Source organism: Pandoraea sp. ISTKB (assembly GCF_001721285.1).
In the GTDB taxonomy this organism is placed as follows: Bacteria; Pseudomonadota; Gammaproteobacteria; order Burkholderiales; family Burkholderiaceae; genus Pandoraea; species Pandoraea capi.
On record NZ_MAOS01000023.1, the window covers coordinates 99,174 to 116,725 of the forward strand.

The 17,552-nt window shown below is 65.4% G+C and carries 14 protein-coding genes; 9 read left to right on the plus strand and 5 right to left on the minus strand.

The genetic code is table 11. The features are described 5' to 3' along the window. Positions 1–14: 14 nt before the first annotated feature. The gene (locus A9762_RS06455) at positions 15–1,937 is read right to left on the minus strand and encodes an FHIPEP family type III secretion protein (protein WP_069341204.1); all 1,923 of its coding nucleotides are present in this window, start codon (positions 1,935–1,937) and stop codon (positions 15–17) included. A 28-nt stretch (positions 1,938–1,965) separates the two neighbouring features. After that, positions 1,966–3,030, minus strand: a complete 1,065-nt coding sequence (gene sctU / locus A9762_RS06460) for a type III secretion system export apparatus subunit SctU (protein ID WP_069341205.1) — start codon at positions 3,028–3,030, stop codon at positions 1,966–1,968. Positions 3,031–3,277: 247 nt separating this feature from the next. On the opposite strand from sctU, the gene A9762_RS06465 reads away from it, so the two are divergent. The 8 genes from A9762_RS06465 (at position 3,278) to sctT (ending at position 9,233) form a co-directional block, all read left to right on the plus strand. Beyond that, positions 3,278–3,736, plus strand: coding sequence for an HrpB1 family type III secretion system apparatus protein (locus tag A9762_RS06465; protein WP_069341206.1), 459 nt, complete (start codon positions 3,278–3,280; stop codon positions 3,734–3,736). 21 nt (positions 3,737–3,757) lie between these two features. Beyond that, on the plus strand, positions 3,758–4,207 hold the full coding sequence (locus A9762_RS06470; RefSeq protein WP_069341207.1) for a hypothetical protein: 450 nt from the start codon (positions 3,758–3,760) through the stop codon (positions 4,205–4,207). 1 nt (position 4,208) lies between these two features. Beyond that, positions 4,209–5,036 (plus strand): type III secretion system inner membrane ring lipoprotein SctJ, encoded by an 828-nt coding sequence (gene sctJ / locus A9762_RS06475; protein WP_069341208.1) that lies wholly within the window; start codon positions 4,209–4,211, stop codon positions 5,034–5,036. Then, on the plus strand, positions 5,033–5,665 hold the full coding sequence (locus A9762_RS06480) for a type III secretion protein HrpB4 (protein WP_069341209.1): 633 nt from the start codon (positions 5,033–5,035) through the stop codon (positions 5,663–5,665). The genes sctJ and A9762_RS06480 overlap by 4 nt, the downstream gene beginning before the upstream one ends. Then, complete coding sequence (gene sctL, locus A9762_RS06485; RefSeq protein WP_069341210.1) at positions 5,662–6,438, plus strand: type III secretion system stator protein SctL; 777 nt, start codon at positions 5,662–5,664, stop codon at positions 6,436–6,438. Before A9762_RS06480 ends, sctL begins: the two co-directional genes overlap by 4 nt. Continuing rightward, positions 6,435–7,778: a type III secretion system ATPase SctN gene (gene sctN, locus A9762_RS06490; protein ID WP_083253685.1), complete on the plus strand. Its 1,344-nt coding sequence runs from the start codon at positions 6,435–6,437 to the stop codon at positions 7,776–7,778. The genes sctL and sctN overlap by 4 nt, the downstream gene beginning before the upstream one ends. 3 nt (positions 7,779–7,781) lie before the next feature. Next, on the plus strand, positions 7,782–8,297 hold the full coding sequence (locus A9762_RS06495) for a hypothetical protein (RefSeq protein WP_069341211.1): 516 nt from the start codon (positions 7,782–7,784) through the stop codon (positions 8,295–8,297). 63 nt (positions 8,298–8,360) lie between these two features. Further along, positions 8,361–9,233, plus strand: coding sequence for a type III secretion system export apparatus subunit SctT (gene sctT, locus A9762_RS06500; protein ID WP_069341212.1), 873 nt, complete (start codon positions 8,361–8,363; stop codon positions 9,231–9,233). Positions 9,234–9,329: 96 nt separating this feature from the next. Here sctT and A9762_RS06505 read toward each other — a convergent pair whose 3' ends face one another. Further along, on the minus strand, positions 9,330–13,592 hold the full coding sequence (locus A9762_RS06505) for a hypothetical protein (protein ID WP_139133117.1): 4,263 nt from the start codon (positions 13,590–13,592) through the stop codon (positions 9,330–9,332). A gap of 367 nt (positions 13,593–13,959) precedes the next feature. On the opposite strand from A9762_RS06505, the gene A9762_RS06510 reads away from it, so the two are divergent. Then, positions 13,960–14,880 (plus strand): phage tail tip lysozyme, encoded by a 921-nt coding sequence (locus tag A9762_RS06510; RefSeq protein ID WP_139133118.1) that lies wholly within the window; start codon positions 13,960–13,962, stop codon positions 14,878–14,880. A 7-nt stretch (positions 14,881–14,887) separates the two neighbouring features. On the opposite strand, the gene A9762_RS06515 is transcribed toward A9762_RS06510, so the two are convergent. Together A9762_RS06515 and alr are read right to left on the minus strand one after the other, a co-directional pair. Beyond that, positions 14,888–15,988 carry a D-alanine--D-alanine ligase family protein gene (locus tag A9762_RS06515; RefSeq protein ID WP_069341239.1) on the minus strand — a complete coding sequence of 367 codons (1,101 nt, stop codon included), beginning with the start codon at positions 15,986–15,988 and terminating at the stop codon, positions 14,888–14,890. 17 nt (positions 15,989–16,005) lie between these two features. Continuing rightward, positions 16,006–17,178, minus strand: a complete 1,173-nt coding sequence (gene alr / locus A9762_RS06520; RefSeq protein ID WP_206093555.1) for an alanine racemase — start codon at positions 17,176–17,178, stop codon at positions 16,006–16,008. Positions 17,179–17,552 lie beyond the last annotated feature (374 nt).

Sequence of the window (17,552 nt, forward strand, 5' to 3'; positions counted from 1 at the left end):
AAGGGGCGAGCCGATCAGATCGACAACTGACCGACCATGCGCAGGTCGACTTCGCCGTTCAGTTCCTGGAACGAATACACATTCATCCAGTGGAAGCGTTTTTCGATCAGACGACGGAAGTAGCGGCGGATGTCGGCAGCCGTCACCACGGAGAGGTTCTCCGGCGGGCTGTCGGTTGCCAGTTCGGCGAGACGCCGCACGATCGCTTCGATGAGATGGGGTTCGAGCGTGAGGAAGTTACCTGCCGGTGTGGGCTTGATCGCTTGCCGGATGGTCTGCTCCAGCGACTGATCGAGCACGATGGCGGGCAGGCGGCCTTGTCCCTGCGCCGCGCGGTGCGCGATCATCCGGCCCAGATCGCTGCGCACATATTCGGTGAGCATGATGAGGTCTTTTTCCTTCGGTCCCCACGCCACCAGACTTTCCATGATGGCGCGGATGTCACGGATCGGCACCTGCTCTTCAAGCAGTCGGCGCAGGACTTCGGCGATACGCTGCACCGGCGCTGCTTTCTGTACTTCCGTGACGAGATTGGGGTAGTCGGGCGTGGCGCGTTCCATGATCCACTGCGTTTCCTGAACGCCGATGAAGAGCCGCGCCTCGCGTCGAAGCATCGTCACCACACACTTGCTGATCTGCACTTCGCGGGAGTCGGCAGAGGTGGCGGCACAGACGTCGTGCGCGACCGGCACATCGTGAATGAGCACTTCGAACTCGTCGTCCGCGAAGCTTTCGTCGGCCCAGAACACGATGCCGGGGAAGGGCAGGCCGAGTTCGTCGGTGACCGCGCGGCGGCCCTTCTCGAACGCTTCGTTCAGCACGGTGCTGTCGATCTGCGTGGCGAGCGACGTCGAAAGCTTGACGGCGAGCGGTGCCGCGAACGACGGGGCGTGCCGCAGCATGTTGCCCGCGAGCTTCTTCGCGCCTTCGCGCTGCAACGAGGCGAGCGCTTCGCCGTCGGTGCGGGCATTGCGTTGCAGATGCGCCCGAACGGCGCGCCCGCCAATGAAGATGGCGGATGCGAGTACGAGGAAGATCGTCGACGGAAAGCCCGGCACGAGCGCGAAACCGCACAGCAGGATCGATGCCGTCCACAGGGCGCGCGGACTGGTGGAGAGCTGTGCGGCGATCTCCATGCCCAGCGACCGGGGCTTGTCGTGATCGTTCGCCACGCGCGTGATCATCACGCCGGCGGCCACGGAGATCAGTAGCGACGGGATCTGCGAGACCATGGCGTCGCCGATGGACAGCACGGCAAAGCGCGATGCCGCTTCGCCGGCCGTCATGCCGTGGTAGGTCACGCCGATCACGATGCCGGCCACGATGTTGACCATCGTGATGACCAGCCCCGCGATGGCGTCGCCCTTGACGAACTTCATCGCGCCGTCCATGCCGCCGTGCAACTGACTCTCGACGGCGAGCAGCGCACGGTGTTTGCGCGCTTCTTCGCCCGTGAGGTTCCCGGCGCGCACGTCAGCGTCGATACTCATTTGCTTGCCGGGCATGGCGTCGAGCGTGAATCGCGCGCCGACCTCGGCCACGCGCTCCGAGCCTTTGGCGATCACGATGAACTGCACCGTCGTGATGATCAGGAACACGACCAGACCGACGACGAGATTGCCGCCGACGACCAGCTCGCCGAAGCTCTCGATGATGTGTCCCGCGTCGGCATGCAGCAGAATCGACTTGGTCGAGGCGATGTTCAGCGACAGGCGCAGCAGTGTCGTGAAGAGCAGCAGCGAGGGAAACGATGAGAGCGACGTCGCGCTGGGCACATACATGGTGGCGGTCAGCAGCACCACACTGAGGGTGATGTTCACCGAGAGCAGCATGTCGATGAGCAGCGTGGGCAGCGGCAGGATCATGAGCGCAACCACGGCCACGATCAGGGCAGCGATGGCGACTTCACCGGAGTAGCGATGGACGTTGGTTTTCATGTCGGCTTGAACCTCTGCGGCGTGAACCTCAGGCGAGCAGACCCGAGCCACCGGGCTGCGGTAGCTGGCTGACCCAGATCAGGACTTCGGCGACGGCGTCGAACAGCGGGTCCGGCACGGCGTCTCCCAGCGGAACTTCATAGAGCGCACGCGCGAGCGGCGGCGCGGGCACGATCGGCAGGCCGATGGCTTCGGCATGGGCGCGCATGCGCAGCGCGTCGTCGTCGAGCCCCTTGGCGATCACGCGCGGCAACCCGTGTTCTTCGGGGGCATAACGAATCGCCACGGCGTAATGCGTCGGATTCACCACGAGCGCGTTCGCTTGCGACAGCGAGGCCTTCGGCGGCTCGTTGAGCAGCTCCTTGGCGAACGCCTTGCGCTTTTGCTTGATCTCCGGGTCTCCTTCGGACTCCTTGCTCTCGCGTTTGACCTCATCCTTGGTCATGCGGTGATCGCGAATGAACAGCCAGCGCTGGATGCCGTAATCGGCAACGCCGAGCAGCAGCGTGACAAAACCGCCGATGGCCATGAAGCGGCATAGCAGCGTCCAGGCGATGCTTGCGGCGGCGAACGTCGACTGATAAACCAGTCCGGCGGCGGCGGGCATGAGCAGCCACGTCACCTTGTAGAGCACGGCAACGAGCACCACCGCCTTGATCGTCATCTTGATCAGGTCGATGAAGGAGCGTAGCGAGAACATGCGCTTGAGGCCGGCGCCCGGATTGATCGCGTCGAATTTCGGCGTGAGCGGCTTGAAGGTAATGTTGACGCCGACCTGCGATACCAGCCCGATGACGGGCACGAGAAAGGCGAGGGCGAGCATGGGCAGGAGGACCCAGGCGGCCTGAATGCCGATGACGCGCATGGCATCGAAGATGTCGTAGCTTTGGGATCCGACATGACCGACGTCGAACGCAATCACGAACATCTGGCGCAAGTGATCGCCCTGAAAGCCGGGGGCGAAGTCGAGCACGGCAGCGCCCGCGAGAAAGAGCAGGGCGGCAGGCAGGTCGGTGCTCTTGGGCGACTCCCCGTCCTTCTTCGCCTGCTCTAGCTTCTTTTCTGTGGGCTGTTCGGTTTTTTCATCGGACATGGGCACGATGTTGGTCGATGCCTTGCGTGTGACTGGAACGCAATGCGAAGTCGCGATGCGCTCCGCGAAGCGCCCGGTAAGGGAAAGTGAGGATTTGTGCCCCGGGGGATGGGCGTTCGCACCGGGCGACGATAGTTCGCATTGCGCTACGTGGCCTCACGGGTGGCACGGCTATCGTGGGTGGCATATGGCTGACGGTCACGATGCGCGTGTGACGTCGGCGCGGTAACCACCCACGGAGGCGAGCGTGCTCGAACTGACGTCCTGTCCGGATAATCTGGTATCCGGTCTTATCGAACTGCTCGTGACGAGCGTCAACAAGGAATACCTCAACGAAGCCGAGCGCCTGCTCGCGGCGCTGCATGTGATGCGCCCGCGCTTTCGCGAACTGCACGTGTATGACGTCTGGCTGCTGATGGGGCGCAAGAAGTACACCGAAGCGACGCAATTGCTGCGCGAGCTGGAGAACCAGCCGCTTCGCTCGCCGTACGGCGCCTATGTGAGCGCACTCACGGCCATCTGCCTGTTCTCGCTGCGCGACCCGTCGTGGCGCATCTATGCCAACGAAGTCCTCGCGCGCAACGAGGATCAGGAGTCGGTCAACCTCGTGAGCCTGCTCATGGGCAAGCGCAAGGAAGCCGAGCCGTCGGCGACCACGACCGGCGACGTGTCGCCGTTCGCCACCATGCATTTCATGCGCGCCTGATCGCGCCGAGCGAGGGAGTCCATGGCTATCGTGCCTGTGAAGCCGGTTGCACCCGTTGCCGCATTGGCCGCACAAAGTGCTGTCTCGGCCGTCGGCCCGGGGGCCATGCCCGTCGCCCCGTCGGGCACCGGGCCCGCAGCGTCGATGCCGCCACCGGCGTCCGCCGAGATGGAAGCGCGCTTTCGTCAGTCGATGGCGAATGCGGCGCTCGAACGTCCCGGTAACGTAGGGGGCGCGCACACCTCGGTCGCCGCGCAGATGGTGGCGAGTCAGGACGATGCGGTGAACCGTGTGTCCGCCGACGTTGCCCACTTTCAGGCCGAGGCCGGTGAGATGGATACGCGCGAACTGACGGCGAACATGGTGCGTCTGCAATTCGAAATGGCCGAGACGATGGCGCGCATCGAGTTGGGGGTGGGCTTCGCGCAGGGCGGCAAAGGGGCCGTGCAGAACCTGATGAAGAACCAGTGACATGACCCAAGCCGTTGCGCCCCGTGGGCGCCTGAAGTGGAAGGTGCTGGCGTTAGCGCTGGTGCTGTTGCTCGCGGGATGCAACAAACAGTTGTATTCGCAGTTGAGCGAGAGCGACGCCGACGACATGCTCACGGTGCTCTACGAGCAGGGCATTCGCTCGGACAAACAATCGCCGGACAACGGCAAGTCCTGGACCGTGAGCGTGGCGGACGAAGACTTCGCCGCGGCCGTGCAGGTGCTGCACGCGCACGGTTTGCCGCACGACAAGTACGCCAACCTCGGCGAGATGTTCAAGAAGGACGGCCTGATTTCCACGCCGACGGAAGAGCGGGTGCGGTTTATCTACGGCGTGTCGCAGCAACTGTCGGCCATGCTCTCGCGAATCGACGGGGTGTCCTATGCGAGCGTGCAGATCGTGCTGCCGAACAATGACCCGCTCTCGACGGTCGTCAAACCCTCGTCCGCCGCGGTCTTCATTACGTATCGACCGAATACCGATGTCGCGTCGCTCACGCCCAACATCAAGAATCTGGTGATGCACAGCGTCGAAGGGCTGACGTATGAGAACGTCAGCGTGACGTTTGTGCCCGCGGCCACGGCGAATGCAGGCAATGTGCGCCGTCGCGACACGGGGGCCTTCCCCACGTGGGCGCTCGCGGCATTGGCGGGTGTCGTGCTGGCGGGCCTCGGCGTAGTCGGGTTCGTGCTGCGCCATCGTATCGCCGGGTTGCTCGGCGGCAGATTCGGTGCGAAGCGGGCCGCCGGTGCAGACGCCGCCACGCCGGAGGATATCGAAGGCACCTCAGGTGCTTCTGCGCCGTCATGATCGGGCAACGTGCCCCCGGCGGCGCCAGTGTGATGACTCCGGATGTCCCGATCGAGGTGTTGTTGGATGCGCTGCGGCATTTCGAGCAACGCTTGCGGGAGATCGCCGGACGCGCCCTATCCGGGGTTTCGGACGTGGCATCGCAGGGCGCTGGCGCGTGGCGGAGTGCTGCTGCGCTAACGACCGTGTCGTCGGCGACGTTCCTTTCGCCCGCCGCACGACTTGCCGTCGCCGATGACGTGCGACTTTCGCGGGCGCTGGCGATGCGTGCGTTGTACGCGCGCGGCGCGCAGGTGCGGCGTTGCGTGGACCGGGACCGGCTCGTGACGTTGCGTAACGCCGTGGGTCACGAGGCCTTCACTCGTCTGTTGGCCATCGCACCGGTGCATGGCGCGGTCGAACCGGCATGGCCTGTCGACCTGACGGCGCAAACGCTGATCGTCGACGGCCTGTCGCGCCTGTGCCATCCGGGTGGCATCGACGACCCGTCACTGCTGCGCTTGCTCTCATGGCGTCTGGACGGGGCTGGCCCGTTGCCGTCGGGCACGCTCGACGCCGATACGGAACTCGCCCGCGAGACTGCTCGATTCTTTACCGACCTGCCTTCACTGCTACCCGAATTCGTATGATCGTCTGGTTGAACGCTCCGTCTCCTGACACGCCCCGTATCGGGCTGCGTCAGCGCGTGTTGCGTCGCGAACAGGTCGCGAGCGTGATGGATCTCGACGCCGCACTGGCACAGGCACAGGCGTTGCTCGACGACGCACGTCAGGCGGCGGAGGCGCTCGTCTCGAACGCTACGGCGCTCGCCGCACAGATCGACGACGAGGCCCGCGAGCGTTATGCGCAGGCCGAGGCGGCCGGGCACGAGGCGGGCTTCGCGCAGGGAATCGCGGCGGCACATGCTTCGATGCAGGCGCGTGTCGAAGATCGCCGGGCGACGATGCAGCAGATGGGCGAGCGCCTGGCCGGTGTCGTGTGCCGTGCCGTCGAACAGATGGTGGGCGACGCCGGGCGCGAAGCGCGCTTGCGCACGGTGGTGGCGACATTGCATCGCATGATCGATGCGCAGACACATCTGGTGCTGCGCGTGCATCCCGACGACGTTGAACTCGCACGGACCGCGCTCCTCGAGATGAGCGCGGCAACGGATTGGCGTGGCGGCTTCGACGTCGTGCCGGACGACGGCGCGCAACCCGGCGATTGCCGGTGCGAGTGGGATGACGGCATGCTCGACGCCAGCCTGTCGATGCAGCTCGATGCCTTGCAGCAAGCGCTCGGTCATGCGGTCGAACGCATGGCGGTCGCCGAGTCCGCCGATTCCATCGATGCCGTTGACGTTAGCGACATCAGCGACGCCGGCGATCCCGCCGACACCTATGCGGAGTCATACGACGCATGAACGAGGTGCGCCGCGCTCCCGAAGCCCCGTCCATCGACCGCTGGTTCGGCGATGCCGTCGACGCGCTGCCGTTCGGCAGACGCTACGGCAAGATCGCGGAGGTCACGGGCACGCTGATTCAGGTCACCGGGCTCGACGCCTGCCTCGGCGAACTCTGCACCTTGCTCGATAAGGACGGCACCGTGCGCCAGCGGGCCGAAGTCGTCGGCTTCAGCCGCGACCGGCTGTTGCTTGCGCCGTTCGGCAACATGATCGGCCTGTCGCGCGAAACCCGTGTCGCGGGCACGGGCAAGCCCCTGTCCGTGGGCGTGGGCGATGCATTGCTGGGCCGCGTGATCGATGGACTGGGCGAGCCTATCGACGGACTCGGCCCCTTGCGCGTGACGGAGTCGATCTCCATCCACGCCAACGCCCCGGACCCGATGCACCGGCGCATGATCGACACCCCCATCGTGACCGGCGTGCGTGCCATCGACGGCCTGACCACCTTCGGCGAAGGCCAGCGCGTGGGGATCTTCGCACCCGCCGGCGTGGGTAAAAGTACGTTGCTCGGCATGCTCGCGCGCGGCACCGATGCCGATATCAACGTGATCGTGCTGATCGGCGAGCGGGGCCGTGAAGTCCGCGAATTCATTGAGTTGACGTTGGGCCCCGAAGGAATGCGCCGCTCGGTGGTCGTGTGCGCGACGTCGGATCGCTCGTCCATCGAGCGGGCGAAAGCCGCTTACGTGGGGACTGCCGTTGCCGAATACTTCCGCGACCGTGGGCTGCGCGTGCTGATGATGATGGATTCGCTCACCCGCTTCGCGCGTGCCCAGCGCGAAATCGGTCTGGCGGCGGGGGAGCCGCCGACCCGGCGCGGCTATCCGCCGTCGATCTTTGCCGAGTTGCCGCGTCTGCTCGAACGCGCCGGCATGGGGAGTACCGGCTCGATCACCGCGCTATACACCGTGCTGGCGGAAGACGAGTCCGGCAGCGACCCGGTGACGGAGGAAGTCCGGGGTATTCTCGACGGCCACCTGATTCTGTCGCGCGACATCGCGGCGCGAAATCGCTATCCGGCGATCGACATCCTGAACAGTCTGAGCCGGGTGATGTCGCTGGTGGCGCATCCCGACCACCAGACGGGCGCCGGGCACATGCGCAAGCTGCTCGCGCGCTACAACGAGATCGAAACGTTGTTGCAGGTCGGCGAGTATGCCGCCGGCGCCGATCCGCTCAGTGATGAAGCGCTGGCGCATCACGATGCGCTCGAAGCGTTTCTCGGGCAACGGGTCGACGACCTCACGCCGTTCGAAGAGACGCTCGGGACCATCGCGCAATACGCCTACGGGGCTTAAGTCATGGCCGCCAGTCTGCGTGCCTGGTCGACGGTCGTACGGGTGAAGACGCGTCACTGTGAGCGCGCGCAGACGGCGGTGGCGGAGGCGTCCGCCGTGCTGACGAACGCGCAGCAGATGGCCGCCGACGCCGAGGCGCAGCGCGACGCCGCGCAAGCCCGGCTGGAGAACACGCAGGCCGTGTGGGCGCAGTCGATTCACGATAACCCCGTGTTCTCGCCGGAAGACTGGCTGCGTCATGACCTTCGTCTCAAGGATCAGGTCGCGATGCTCGGACAGGCCGAGCAGCAATGCGTGCATGCGCAGGATCGTGTTGCGGCGGCGCAAGCGGGGGTGACCGAAGCGCAGCAGGGGCTGCGGCGTGCCGAAGCGTCGCGAGACGCCTGCGTCGAGGCGCGCGACGCACTGGTGCGTGAAGCCGCGCTCGCCGCAGAAATGGCGATGGACGACGAGAGCGGCGAGGTGGCCGCAGCTCGCATCTATCGCGCCCGCCAACGTGCGAGAACCTCCCGCACCTGATCGGCGCTCACGCGACTTGTCCTCAATTCATCCGCAACGACTCCGCCATTTCACATCGTCCCCATGCTCGATCTGACCTCCTTCTTCAACGCGCTCCAGGGGCTGCATTCGAATGTGGAGGGCCTGCTGTACATGATCGCGCTGTCGAGCATCCGCGTGCTGGTGCTCTTTCTCGTGCTGCCGCCGACCGGCTCGCAGGCCATTCCCGGGTTGGCGCGTGCGGGCATCGTCTATTTGCTGACGGGGTTCATTGCGGCCGGGCAGTCGCCTGCCGACTTCGATGGCCTGTCCGCCGGCATGCTCCTGATGCTCACGCTCAAGGAGAGCCTGATTGGCTTGCTGATCGGCTATGCGAGCGCGTCGATCTTCTGGATCGCGCAGAGCGCGGGCGTGATCATCGACGACCTGACCGGCTTCAACAACGTGCAGATGACCAACCCGCAGCAGGGCGATCAGAGCACGCCGGTGTCGAACCTGTTGTTGCAACTGGCCAGCACGCTCTTTTACGTAGCGGGCGGCATGCCGGTGGTGCTGGGCGTGGTGTTTTCGTCGTTTCACTGGTGGCCGCTGGCGTCTACGCTGCCGGACTTCCAGACGCGCGCCATTGAACTGGCGATCACGACCGGCGGCGGGGTGACGGATACGGCGGTGCGTCTGGCTACGCCGATCATGCTGGCGCTGGTGTTGGTGGATGTCGGACTCGGGATCGTGGCGCGCGCGGCGGGGAAGCTGGAACCGTCGTCGCTCAGTCAGCCCGTGCGCGGCTTCATCGGGGTTCTGATGCTCGCGACCATGACGCTGGCCGTCGCGGATCAGGTGCGCGACGCGCTACATCTGCACGGCTTCTCGGAACTGATGCAGAACCTCTCGACACCGACAGGTACGGTGGGTACGGGCGATGCCGGGGGCGCGACGACAGCCCCGGCGACGCGTTGACGGCATCGCCGGGCTGTCGAGCCGACAAGATTCGCGGTCTTCGGATCCTGCCCCGGTCAATGTCGGACCCACTCGGCATGAAAGGACAATGTGCGATCACGGCGCAGGGAATTGCGCGAGCGTTTGCTGACCCTCTGCCGTGCGGGTGGTTTGCATACGAATGAACGTTCGCACGCCCAGCGCCTGTTGATCCTTCACGCGTTTGCGTACCGCCAGACGGGTGGCGTGCCAGGCACCCGGCATTTGCAGCACGGCGTCGATATCGTTACGCGCCCGGTTGGCCGCCTCGTGGTCGCCGCGTGAGTCCGCCTGTTGGGCGAGCGCTCGCAGGTTGTCGATCCACGGGCCGATGTGTGGCGAGAGACTGTAGTTGATCTGGAAGTGGCAGAGCTTGTTGGTCCGGTCGATCTCGCGCACGGCCGACTCGAAGGCTTCCAACTGCGCCGCTGCGCGCATGCGATTCATCGGCGTATTCTTCTCGCCGCTCTCGTCGGCCGTCATCTTCGAGACAGCCTGACGCAGCCAGCTTTCCCGGTTCGCCGAAATTTCGGTCAGCATGTCGCGCGCCGTCGCGTGATAGCGATCGAGATCGGCGTCGAACTTGCCGTCGACCTGAAAGGCGCTGATGTCCTTGCGGTCCATGTGCCAGTACACGTCGCGGGTCATCGAAATGCCCAGCGGCAGCGATTGGGTGGGCGCCGAAGCGCCGTGTTCGTTGAGCTTGGCGGTCTGATTGGCAATGGGCGAAAAGGCTGCCGTGGCGCCGACGGTGACACGCTGCTGCGCGTTCACCCCCATCGCATTGATCTGCACGCCGCCGCCGGCTTCCGTGCGGTGCGAGCGGGCCTTGTCGTGTTCGCCGGCAATCGAGAATTCGAGCCCGGCAGTCTGCGTGGCCATCTCTCCCGACTTGCGCTTGATGCCGGGGAGCGTGGCCGCAGCACGTACGGTCGTGGTGTCCGAGCGGCCGCGTTCGAGCAGTTCGACGATGGAGATCGTGGGATGCCGCGCGAAGATCGCTTCGAGCGGGCTCGCGAACGACGGCCCCCGCTCGGGCTTGAGCGTGTCCCATTGCAGGGTGCTGTGGATCACATCGAGCATCTCGTTGCGTGTCTTGTCGTCGTTCTTGGGCGTACGGGGTTCACGCAACACAGTTGCCTGCGTGCGGGTGCGCGACGTCGCGAATTTGGCCGTGATGGCGCCTTGCGCCGACACAGGGCCGCCGATCGCGCCGCCAATGGCCGCGCCGACGGTCGTTTCTGCGGCTTTGGTCTGCACCTGGCCGATGGAGACTTCGAGACTCAGCGTGTTCATCGCGATCTGCAACGACGCCTCGCGTGAGACCGATGCCTCGGCGCTGAACACCGGGGTGACGACCGAGGGCGACACGACGACGGGCAGCTTCGGCAATCCGCCGCCGAGCGTGCCACCGCCCGCGACACGGATGCGGTGGCCGGTGCGAAAGTCTTCGACGTAGCTGCTGAGCAGCATCTCGACGCCGGTCTTGTCGGCCAGTTTGCCGGTGCGCACGTAATCGAGTGCTGCCTTTTCGAGGGCGGCGCTGTCGCGCTTGCCGGAGGCGTTGGCGTTCGCGGCACGGTTGTCGGTGTCCCCGGCGTCGGGTGCGGCTGGCGGCAGGAGGTCGGTCAGCGATCGATTGATGGTTTCCATCGCCTCGTAAGCCGAGCGCCGCTCGTCGAACAATGCAAAGTACTCGGCAGGCAGCGCTACCATGGGCGCCTTGCTTCCGGTGTGAGGCCTGTTGTTCGGGGCTGCAGGCGCGCCGTCGGTCGGCGTCGCCGCTTTGTGCGCGCGTAGCACGCGTCGTTTGACGTCGGCGAGATCGTGAGGCCCGAGCGCGACCTCGGACAAGTGCGCGCCCTTCGTCTCCAGTTGCTTGAGGTGGGACACGATGCACTTCGCGACAAGCACCGTCTCGATGGCTTCGGGCGGCAAGGGCTGTGTGAGCGCCTGTGCCGTCTGCGCTTCGGCGGTCTCGATCTTGCGGCGCACGGCGCGGTCGAGCGAGAGGGTGGGATGGCTCAGACCGATGCGTTCGCTGAGGTGATTCGCATTTCGGATCGTGGCGGGGCGAAACGGCGTCTTTTCGCTGAGCGGCGAGACCTTGCGCCATAGCTTGACCCACACCGGCACCCGGGGCCGTGGCTGTGGCGACGCGCTGGCGTTCGCGTACATGACCCAGTCTTCCGATGCCTTGTGAATACGCGCGTTATGCACGGCGTATGGCGAGTCCGCCGCGTTGCTGGTGTAGCCGTTGCGTACGGCGTGATAGGCGGAGAGGGCGACGTCGTCGTGCCGGGCGGTGTCATCCGCGCCGGTGTCACCGCGTGCCGCGAGTTTGGCGGCGGCCACCTCGCACGCACTGCCGAGCCACGCCTTGACGTCGTCGTCGGGCGCGTCGTCGCCGGTTTGGGTGCGGGCGGCGTCGGCGGCCCAGAACACACGCAGTGCCGTGCGCGTTTCCTTGTCCGGGGCGGCGTCGCCGTCCGCACTCAGGCAATGGATCAGATCGGCGCCGCGCGGCAGCCGCGACAGTTCCCGGCAAAGGTTGTGGACGTCGCTTGCCGTCTGGTTGGACGCGCCGTCGGGGCGTGTCCAGTAGGCGGCAGGCCGGGTGGCCATGGCGCTCAAGGTGCGTTCGGCGCGTACAGCGTACTCGCCGTCGGCGGGTTCGTCGTTCGCGGCATCGCCGAGCACGGTGTGAAGGGCGTCGGAGACGATTTCGGCGATGCCGTGATCGGGCATCGGCACGGATGTCTGCGCGCGCAGCCGATCGGCCATCGCCTGGAGCAACGGGGCGATTCTGGCCTGCACCGCCGGCGGGAACCGGGACGTGTTGGCGGCGCCGACCCGGGCGATATGCTCGCCAAGTGTCTGGATCGCGTCCTGGCTATCCGGTCGTTTGCCGGTCGGTGTCTTCAATGCGGGAGTGTCTTGCCGCAACACATCGAGCTGGCTCGCGAGACGTTCCGCGTGATGCGCATCGCGCACGACCTCGCCGCGCGACGACAGGAGCGTCTCGAGTTCGCCCATCTTCTGCGTGATGGCAGCCTCCAGATCGCCATGGTCGGCCTCGATTCGCGCGACGACCGACGTTGCCCGCTCATAGCTCGCCTGTGCCGTTTGCAGCCGGTGCAGCAGCGTTCTGGCGTGGAGCGACGGGTCCGCACCGTCGTTCTGGCCGCGTCGCGCTGCGCCGGTATTCGGGGCCTGATCGCCCGGAAGCTTCGCGAGCTTTGCGCTCAGACGATTCACTTCCGCCTCCGCGCTTGCCGCCTGCTGACGTGCCTCGTCGGCCTGTTGCGCCAGTGTCATGAGGTGACGCACGGCATCGTTGCCGGTCTGCATCGCGGCCTTGATGTCGTCTAGCTTCCCCGGTGTCTCCTGACGGCATCGGTCCACCTGACGGGAGAAGTCACCGATACGATCGAGGGCGAACGCCGTGTGTGCCTGCGCCTCCTGTTCGTGGAAGTTGATCGAGGCGATCATCAGGGCTTCGGGACCATGCAGGGTACGGTGCAGCGCATTGGCGCTCGCGTCGCAAAGCAGATTGGCGCGCTCAAGCGCGGCGCGCGCTTCTGTCACTGCGGCCTCTGTCGTCACGAGGTCAGGCGTGCCGGGCGCGGTCCCCAGACGAATCTGGCGATCATGCGCCTGCGTTGCCGTTCTCAGTCCCTGCTCGGCCGTTTTCACATGGGTCAGCGCGGTATCCAGCTCCCCCTGCAAGCGGTCGATACGCTCGATGAGCGTTTTGACGGAGGCGGGCACCGTTCCCGTGTGCGGTTCGGTGGTGCTCGGCTTCGCGTTGCCGGACGGCGCTCGGCCCACATCGTTGACGTGGTGGACATTGAGTCGTGCGATGTTGCGTGTCGGTCCGGCGGACAGAAACGGAAACATGCGCACCAGACGCTGGCGAGCGGGCGAGGGCGCGGGCCGCGTCCACACCTCGATCTCGGATTTCGTCAGGCTTTCATGCATCTGTTGCGCCAGCGTGAGCAGTGCGCCAGGACTGAGGTCGGGGTCGCCGGGCAGTTTGGCGGGGGTGGCCGCCGGGCCCGTGGGACGATGACGGGTCAGCGTCGTGCCGGTGACGCCCGGCTGAATGACCACGGCGCGCGCGAACAGCTTCGATTGCATGCGGGAGATCAGCGATTTGTCACCCGACGCCGAAGCTGGCGTTGACTTGTCGCGTGCGGGAAGCGTCGCCACCGGCGCGTCGAACTGACGCGATGCCGGTTGAGCGGTGACGGCCCTCGGCGCGCCGCTTCCCGTAGCGGCAGGCCCGGTGGGCTGGGCGGGTGGCGTCGATGTGGCGTGTGATGTGAGGCGTTTTACCATCGGGTACTCCGTGCGAGACGGGACAGGCATCTCGCGCTTTGCCGGCAGTTATTTGTCCGGTCTGGTTATGTTTCCTACAGCGCTGCGATCAGGCGAGAGCGGATGCGGGCTGATGAAATCGATTCTGTATACCGCGGTTTACGATTAGGAATCCTATGCGAAGCGTTGTGCGCAATAGCGAAATAAGTTGAGATTCACAATCCAAAATTCGCTTTTTTCGCCATTCGTACCGATTTCGGCTGGTGAATCAACGGCGCTGGCGCACCATCGCCGGGCGGGACAGGGAGGTCGCTTGAAAGTTTCCTTCCGAACCTCCTGCGCCACCTCGGCTAACGCGTTCCTAATTCGCCTCGCAAGGCCTACGACCATGACTACAGTGAATTCGTTGGCAGCCCACGCTGCCACCTCGCCGCTCTCGAATGACGACCTGTCCGGCGCGCTCGAAGACATCTCGCATCTCGAGGAGGAAATCAAACAGTTGATGCAGGAGATGATGGTGTTGCTGCAACGCGCGCTGTCGAATTCGTCGGACGAGGGCGGCCCGTCTGCCGTGGGCGGTGCGGGGGCGCCGCAAACGCGTCTGGCCATGCCGGCGGGCAATGACGACGTCGATGCCGGAGGCGATGGGGACGTTGACGATGGTAGCGACGTAGACGGTAGCGGGGATGTGGACGACGACAGCGATGTCGACGATACCGACGACGACAGCGATGTGGACGACACGCCGGATACTTCGGCCACGTCCGGCACCAAAGGCGCGGGCGACGACGGCTCGCGCGGTGCGGCGGGGTTGAGCGGCAAAGCGAGCACGCGTGCGCTGAGCGAAGACGAGAGCCGTGGTATGGCCAAGTCGCTCGTCAAGTACTTCATGGACAAGCTCGACATTCCGCAGCACGCCGCTGAAGGGATGGTAGCGAGCCTGTATCACGAGAGTGCTGGCCTGAACGCCAACATCTCGCAAGGCGAGACCGACCACTTCCGTGGTCTCGATGGCGCATTCCACGCCGACGACAACCGCAGCGGCTTCGGTCTGGGGCAGTGGAGCGGCACGCGTCTCGAAGGGCTGAAAGCACTCGCATCCAAGACAGGCAACGACGTCGGCAGCCCGCTTAACGCTGCCGAGTTCATCGTGCAGGAGATGAAAGGGCCGTACAGCAGCACGCTCAGCGCGCTGCGCAATACGAAGTCGGCGCAGGATGCCACGGAAGTGTTCACCCGGATGTACGAGCAGCCGAGCGATCCGCAGATGGCATCGCGCCTGGCCGATCTGCGGTTCGTTCAGGCTTGATGAGCGGCTACGCGCGATGCGCTTTGGCAGCGGCCGTGTCGATCATGTGCGAGAGGAGTGCGTCGTAAGCCAGCCCTTTGCGTTGCCACATCTGCGGGAATTGCGAGAGCGCCGTGAGACCGGGAATCGTGTTGACCTCGTTGATGACCGGCTCCAGCGTGCCGTCGGCGCGTGGTCGAAGAAAGAAGTCGACACGCAGCATGCCCCGGCAACCGAGTGTGCGAAAGGCGTCGATGGCAGCGTCTTGCAGTCGTTGCGTGTCTTCAGGGGAGAGCGCGGCCGGAATTCGGAACTCCGATTCGCCGCTCTCGTATTTGGCATCGAACGTAAAGAAGGACTGACGACCGTGAAGCACGATTTCCAGTGGCGGACCGGCTTCGAGGCGGCCGTCGGCATGTTCGAGAACGGCGACGTCGATCTCGCGGCCATGCACGGCCTGCTCGATCAGCACCTTGGCGTCGCTGCGAAATGCCACGGCGAGGGCGTCATGCACCTCGGCCCAGTCGGTCACGCGCGTCACGCCGACACTGGAGCCGCTGCGCGCCGGTTTGACGAAGACGGGCAGGCCGAGGCGGTCGCGAACGTCGTCGGTGAGCTGTCGGGCGACGTCGTCCGGTCCCTCGACGACGATGCCATCGGCGACGCGATGGCCTTGCGACGCCAGCAGGCGCTTGGTCTGCACCTTGTCCATACCGGCCGCGCTCGCGAACACGCCACTGCCCACGTAAGGCACGCCAAGCAGTTCGAGCAGGCCTTGCACGGTACCGTCTTCGCCATAGGGGCCGTGCAGCACCGGGAAGACAACGTCCTGAGCGCCGAGTGCGGGAAGGGCCATCGCGAGGCTGCTGGCACGGGTGGTCGAGTCGCCGAGCAGTGCGTTGCGGGTCGCCGTGAGCAGCGACGTGAAATCGATGCGCCCATTCGTCTCGATGGGGGCGCCGACGATCCATTGGCCCGTCGGATCGATGCGCACGGGGGTAACGCGATAGCGCGCGGGATCGAGTGCGGCGATGACGTTGGCGGCCGACTTGCACGACACGGTGTATTCGTCGTTGGCGCCGCCGAAGATCACGGCCACACGGGTGTTGACAGGACTGCGGTTGGACATGTGTTGCGTCTCCAGAATCATAGGGATAGCCGGCCCGGCCAGCGTTGTCGGACGTCGCGCAATGGCAAAAAACGTCTGGGCACGCGCGAACCGATGCCGGTGAGGATTTCGTGAGGATTGGTTTGCGCCCATTTCGCCCAGTCGAGTGCCGTCGGTGCGCCGTCGGCACCGTCGCCGAACAGCGTGACGACATCGCCGGGGGTCACGGGCAAGTCGCCGACGTCGAGTACGAACTGGTCCATGGCGATGCGCCCGGCGATGCGGCATCGCACACCGTGCACGAGGGCCTGCGCCTGGCCGGACGCCACGCGCGGCGCACCGTCGGCAAACCCGAGTGGCACCAGGGCGAGCGTGGTGTCGCGTGCGGTCGCGTAATCGCTGCCGTAAGACACTCGCGTGTTCGCGCTCACGCGCCGGATCCCGATGACCTGCGTGCGAAGGGTCATGGCGGGTCGCAAGCCGAAGGTCTTGCTGGGCACCGGCTCGATGCCGTAAAGCGACAGCCCGGCGCGGGTCAGGTCATGGTGTGTGCCGGGGGCGAGCAGCATGGCCGCCGAGTTGGCGAGATGGCATACCTTGGGCGACAGACCGGCGGCGGCGGCCGTGGCGATGGCGTCGTGAAAGCGCGACTGCTGTGTGTGCAGGTAGTCGTCGGCCGGATCTTCCGCGTTGGCAAAGTGCGACCAGAGGCCATTCACGCGCACCAGACCGGCGCGTTCCAGCAGGCGAGCCGCATGGGTGAGCGCAGACCAGTCCGCAGGCAGCGCGCCGTTGCGCGAAAGTCCGGTGTCGATCTTCAGATGGATGCCTGCGCGAATGCTCGAACGCAACGCAATTTCAGCCACGAGATCGAGGTGCGCAACGCTGGCGACCGAAATGTCGACGCCGGCCCGCACGGCGGCGCTCAGATCTTCGTTCGGTCCGAAGAGCCACATCAGAATGGGGGCATCGATGCCCGCGCGCCGCAGGGCGAGGGCTTCGGCCTGCGATGTGACACCGAGCCACGTCGCGCCATTGGCCAGTGCGGTACGCGCGACTTCGAGCGTTCCGTGGCCGAAGCCGTTGGCCTTGACCACGGCCATGAGTTGCGCGTCGCGACAGACGTTGGCGAGCAGCGCGGTGTTATAGGCGATGGCATCGAGGTCGATCAGCGCCTCGGTCATCGTGGACAACGCATCAAGTTCAGGCATACGGACCGCTTCAGTACGACGCATGGCGCGCCGGGATTGCACCTGCAATTGCGAGTGAGTCTTTCACGCCGTATTGCTTGAGGTTTTTCCGTACCGAAGCGCTGACGCGCGTTCCGCAATCTTGAGTTTTGATCCTTTAACGACCGTTGTGCGAGTTTCAGCGCGTGAGATCGGCGCGATTGCAATGCGATCAAAACGGCCGAATGTCCGCACGATGTATGCGGGTATTGGTAGTCGAAACTTCGCATGAGTCCTGAAACGAAGCGATGCGGCAGGCGCGGTTTTCGTGCTTGCTAAGCTGCGCCCCGCGAGCGTGTTTTCAGCCCCCCGTATCCGCTGCGCCGCTTCGTCAGTCGCTCGCCGGGCGGTGTCGC

What these genes read in the sequence shown, in the direction of transcription:
- A9762_RS06455 (WP_069341204.1), bottom strand. Translation starts at nt 1,937, where the DNA reads ATGAAAACCAACGTCCATCGCTACTCCGGTGAAGTCGCCATCGCTGCC.
- sctU (WP_069341205.1), bottom strand. Translation starts at nt 3,030, where the DNA reads ATGTCCGATGAAAAAACCGAACAGCCCACAGAAAAGAAGCTAGAGCAG.
- A9762_RS06470 (WP_069341207.1), top strand. Translation starts at nt 3,758, where the DNA reads ATGGCTATCGTGCCTGTGAAGCCGGTTGCACCCGTTGCCGCATTGGCC.
- sctJ (WP_069341208.1), top strand. Translation starts at nt 4,209, where the DNA reads ATGACCCAAGCCGTTGCGCCCCGTGGGCGCCTGAAGTGGAAGGTGCTG.
- A9762_RS06480 (WP_069341209.1), top strand. Translation starts at nt 5,033, where the DNA reads ATGATCGGGCAACGTGCCCCCGGCGGCGCCAGTGTGATGACTCCGGAT.
- sctL (WP_069341210.1), top strand. Translation starts at nt 5,662, where the DNA reads ATGATCGTCTGGTTGAACGCTCCGTCTCCTGACACGCCCCGTATCGGG.
- sctN (WP_083253685.1), top strand. Translation starts at nt 6,435, where the DNA reads ATGAACGAGGTGCGCCGCGCTCCCGAAGCCCCGTCCATCGACCGCTGG.
- A9762_RS06495 (WP_069341211.1), top strand. Translation starts at nt 7,782, where the DNA reads ATGGCCGCCAGTCTGCGTGCCTGGTCGACGGTCGTACGGGTGAAGACG.
- sctT (WP_069341212.1), top strand. Translation starts at nt 8,361, where the DNA reads ATGCTCGATCTGACCTCCTTCTTCAACGCGCTCCAGGGGCTGCATTCG.
- A9762_RS06505 (WP_139133117.1), bottom strand. Translation starts at nt 13,592, where the DNA reads ATGGTAAAACGCCTCACATCACACGCCACATCGACGCCACCCGCCCAG.
- A9762_RS06510 (WP_139133118.1), top strand. Translation starts at nt 13,960, where the DNA reads ATGACTACAGTGAATTCGTTGGCAGCCCACGCTGCCACCTCGCCGCTC.
- A9762_RS06515 (WP_069341239.1), bottom strand. Translation starts at nt 15,988, where the DNA reads ATGTCCAACCGCAGTCCTGTCAACACCCGTGTGGCCGTGATCTTCGGC.
- alr (WP_206093555.1), bottom strand. Translation starts at nt 17,178, where the DNA reads ATGCCTGAACTTGATGCGTTGTCCACGATGACCGAGGCGCTGATCGAC.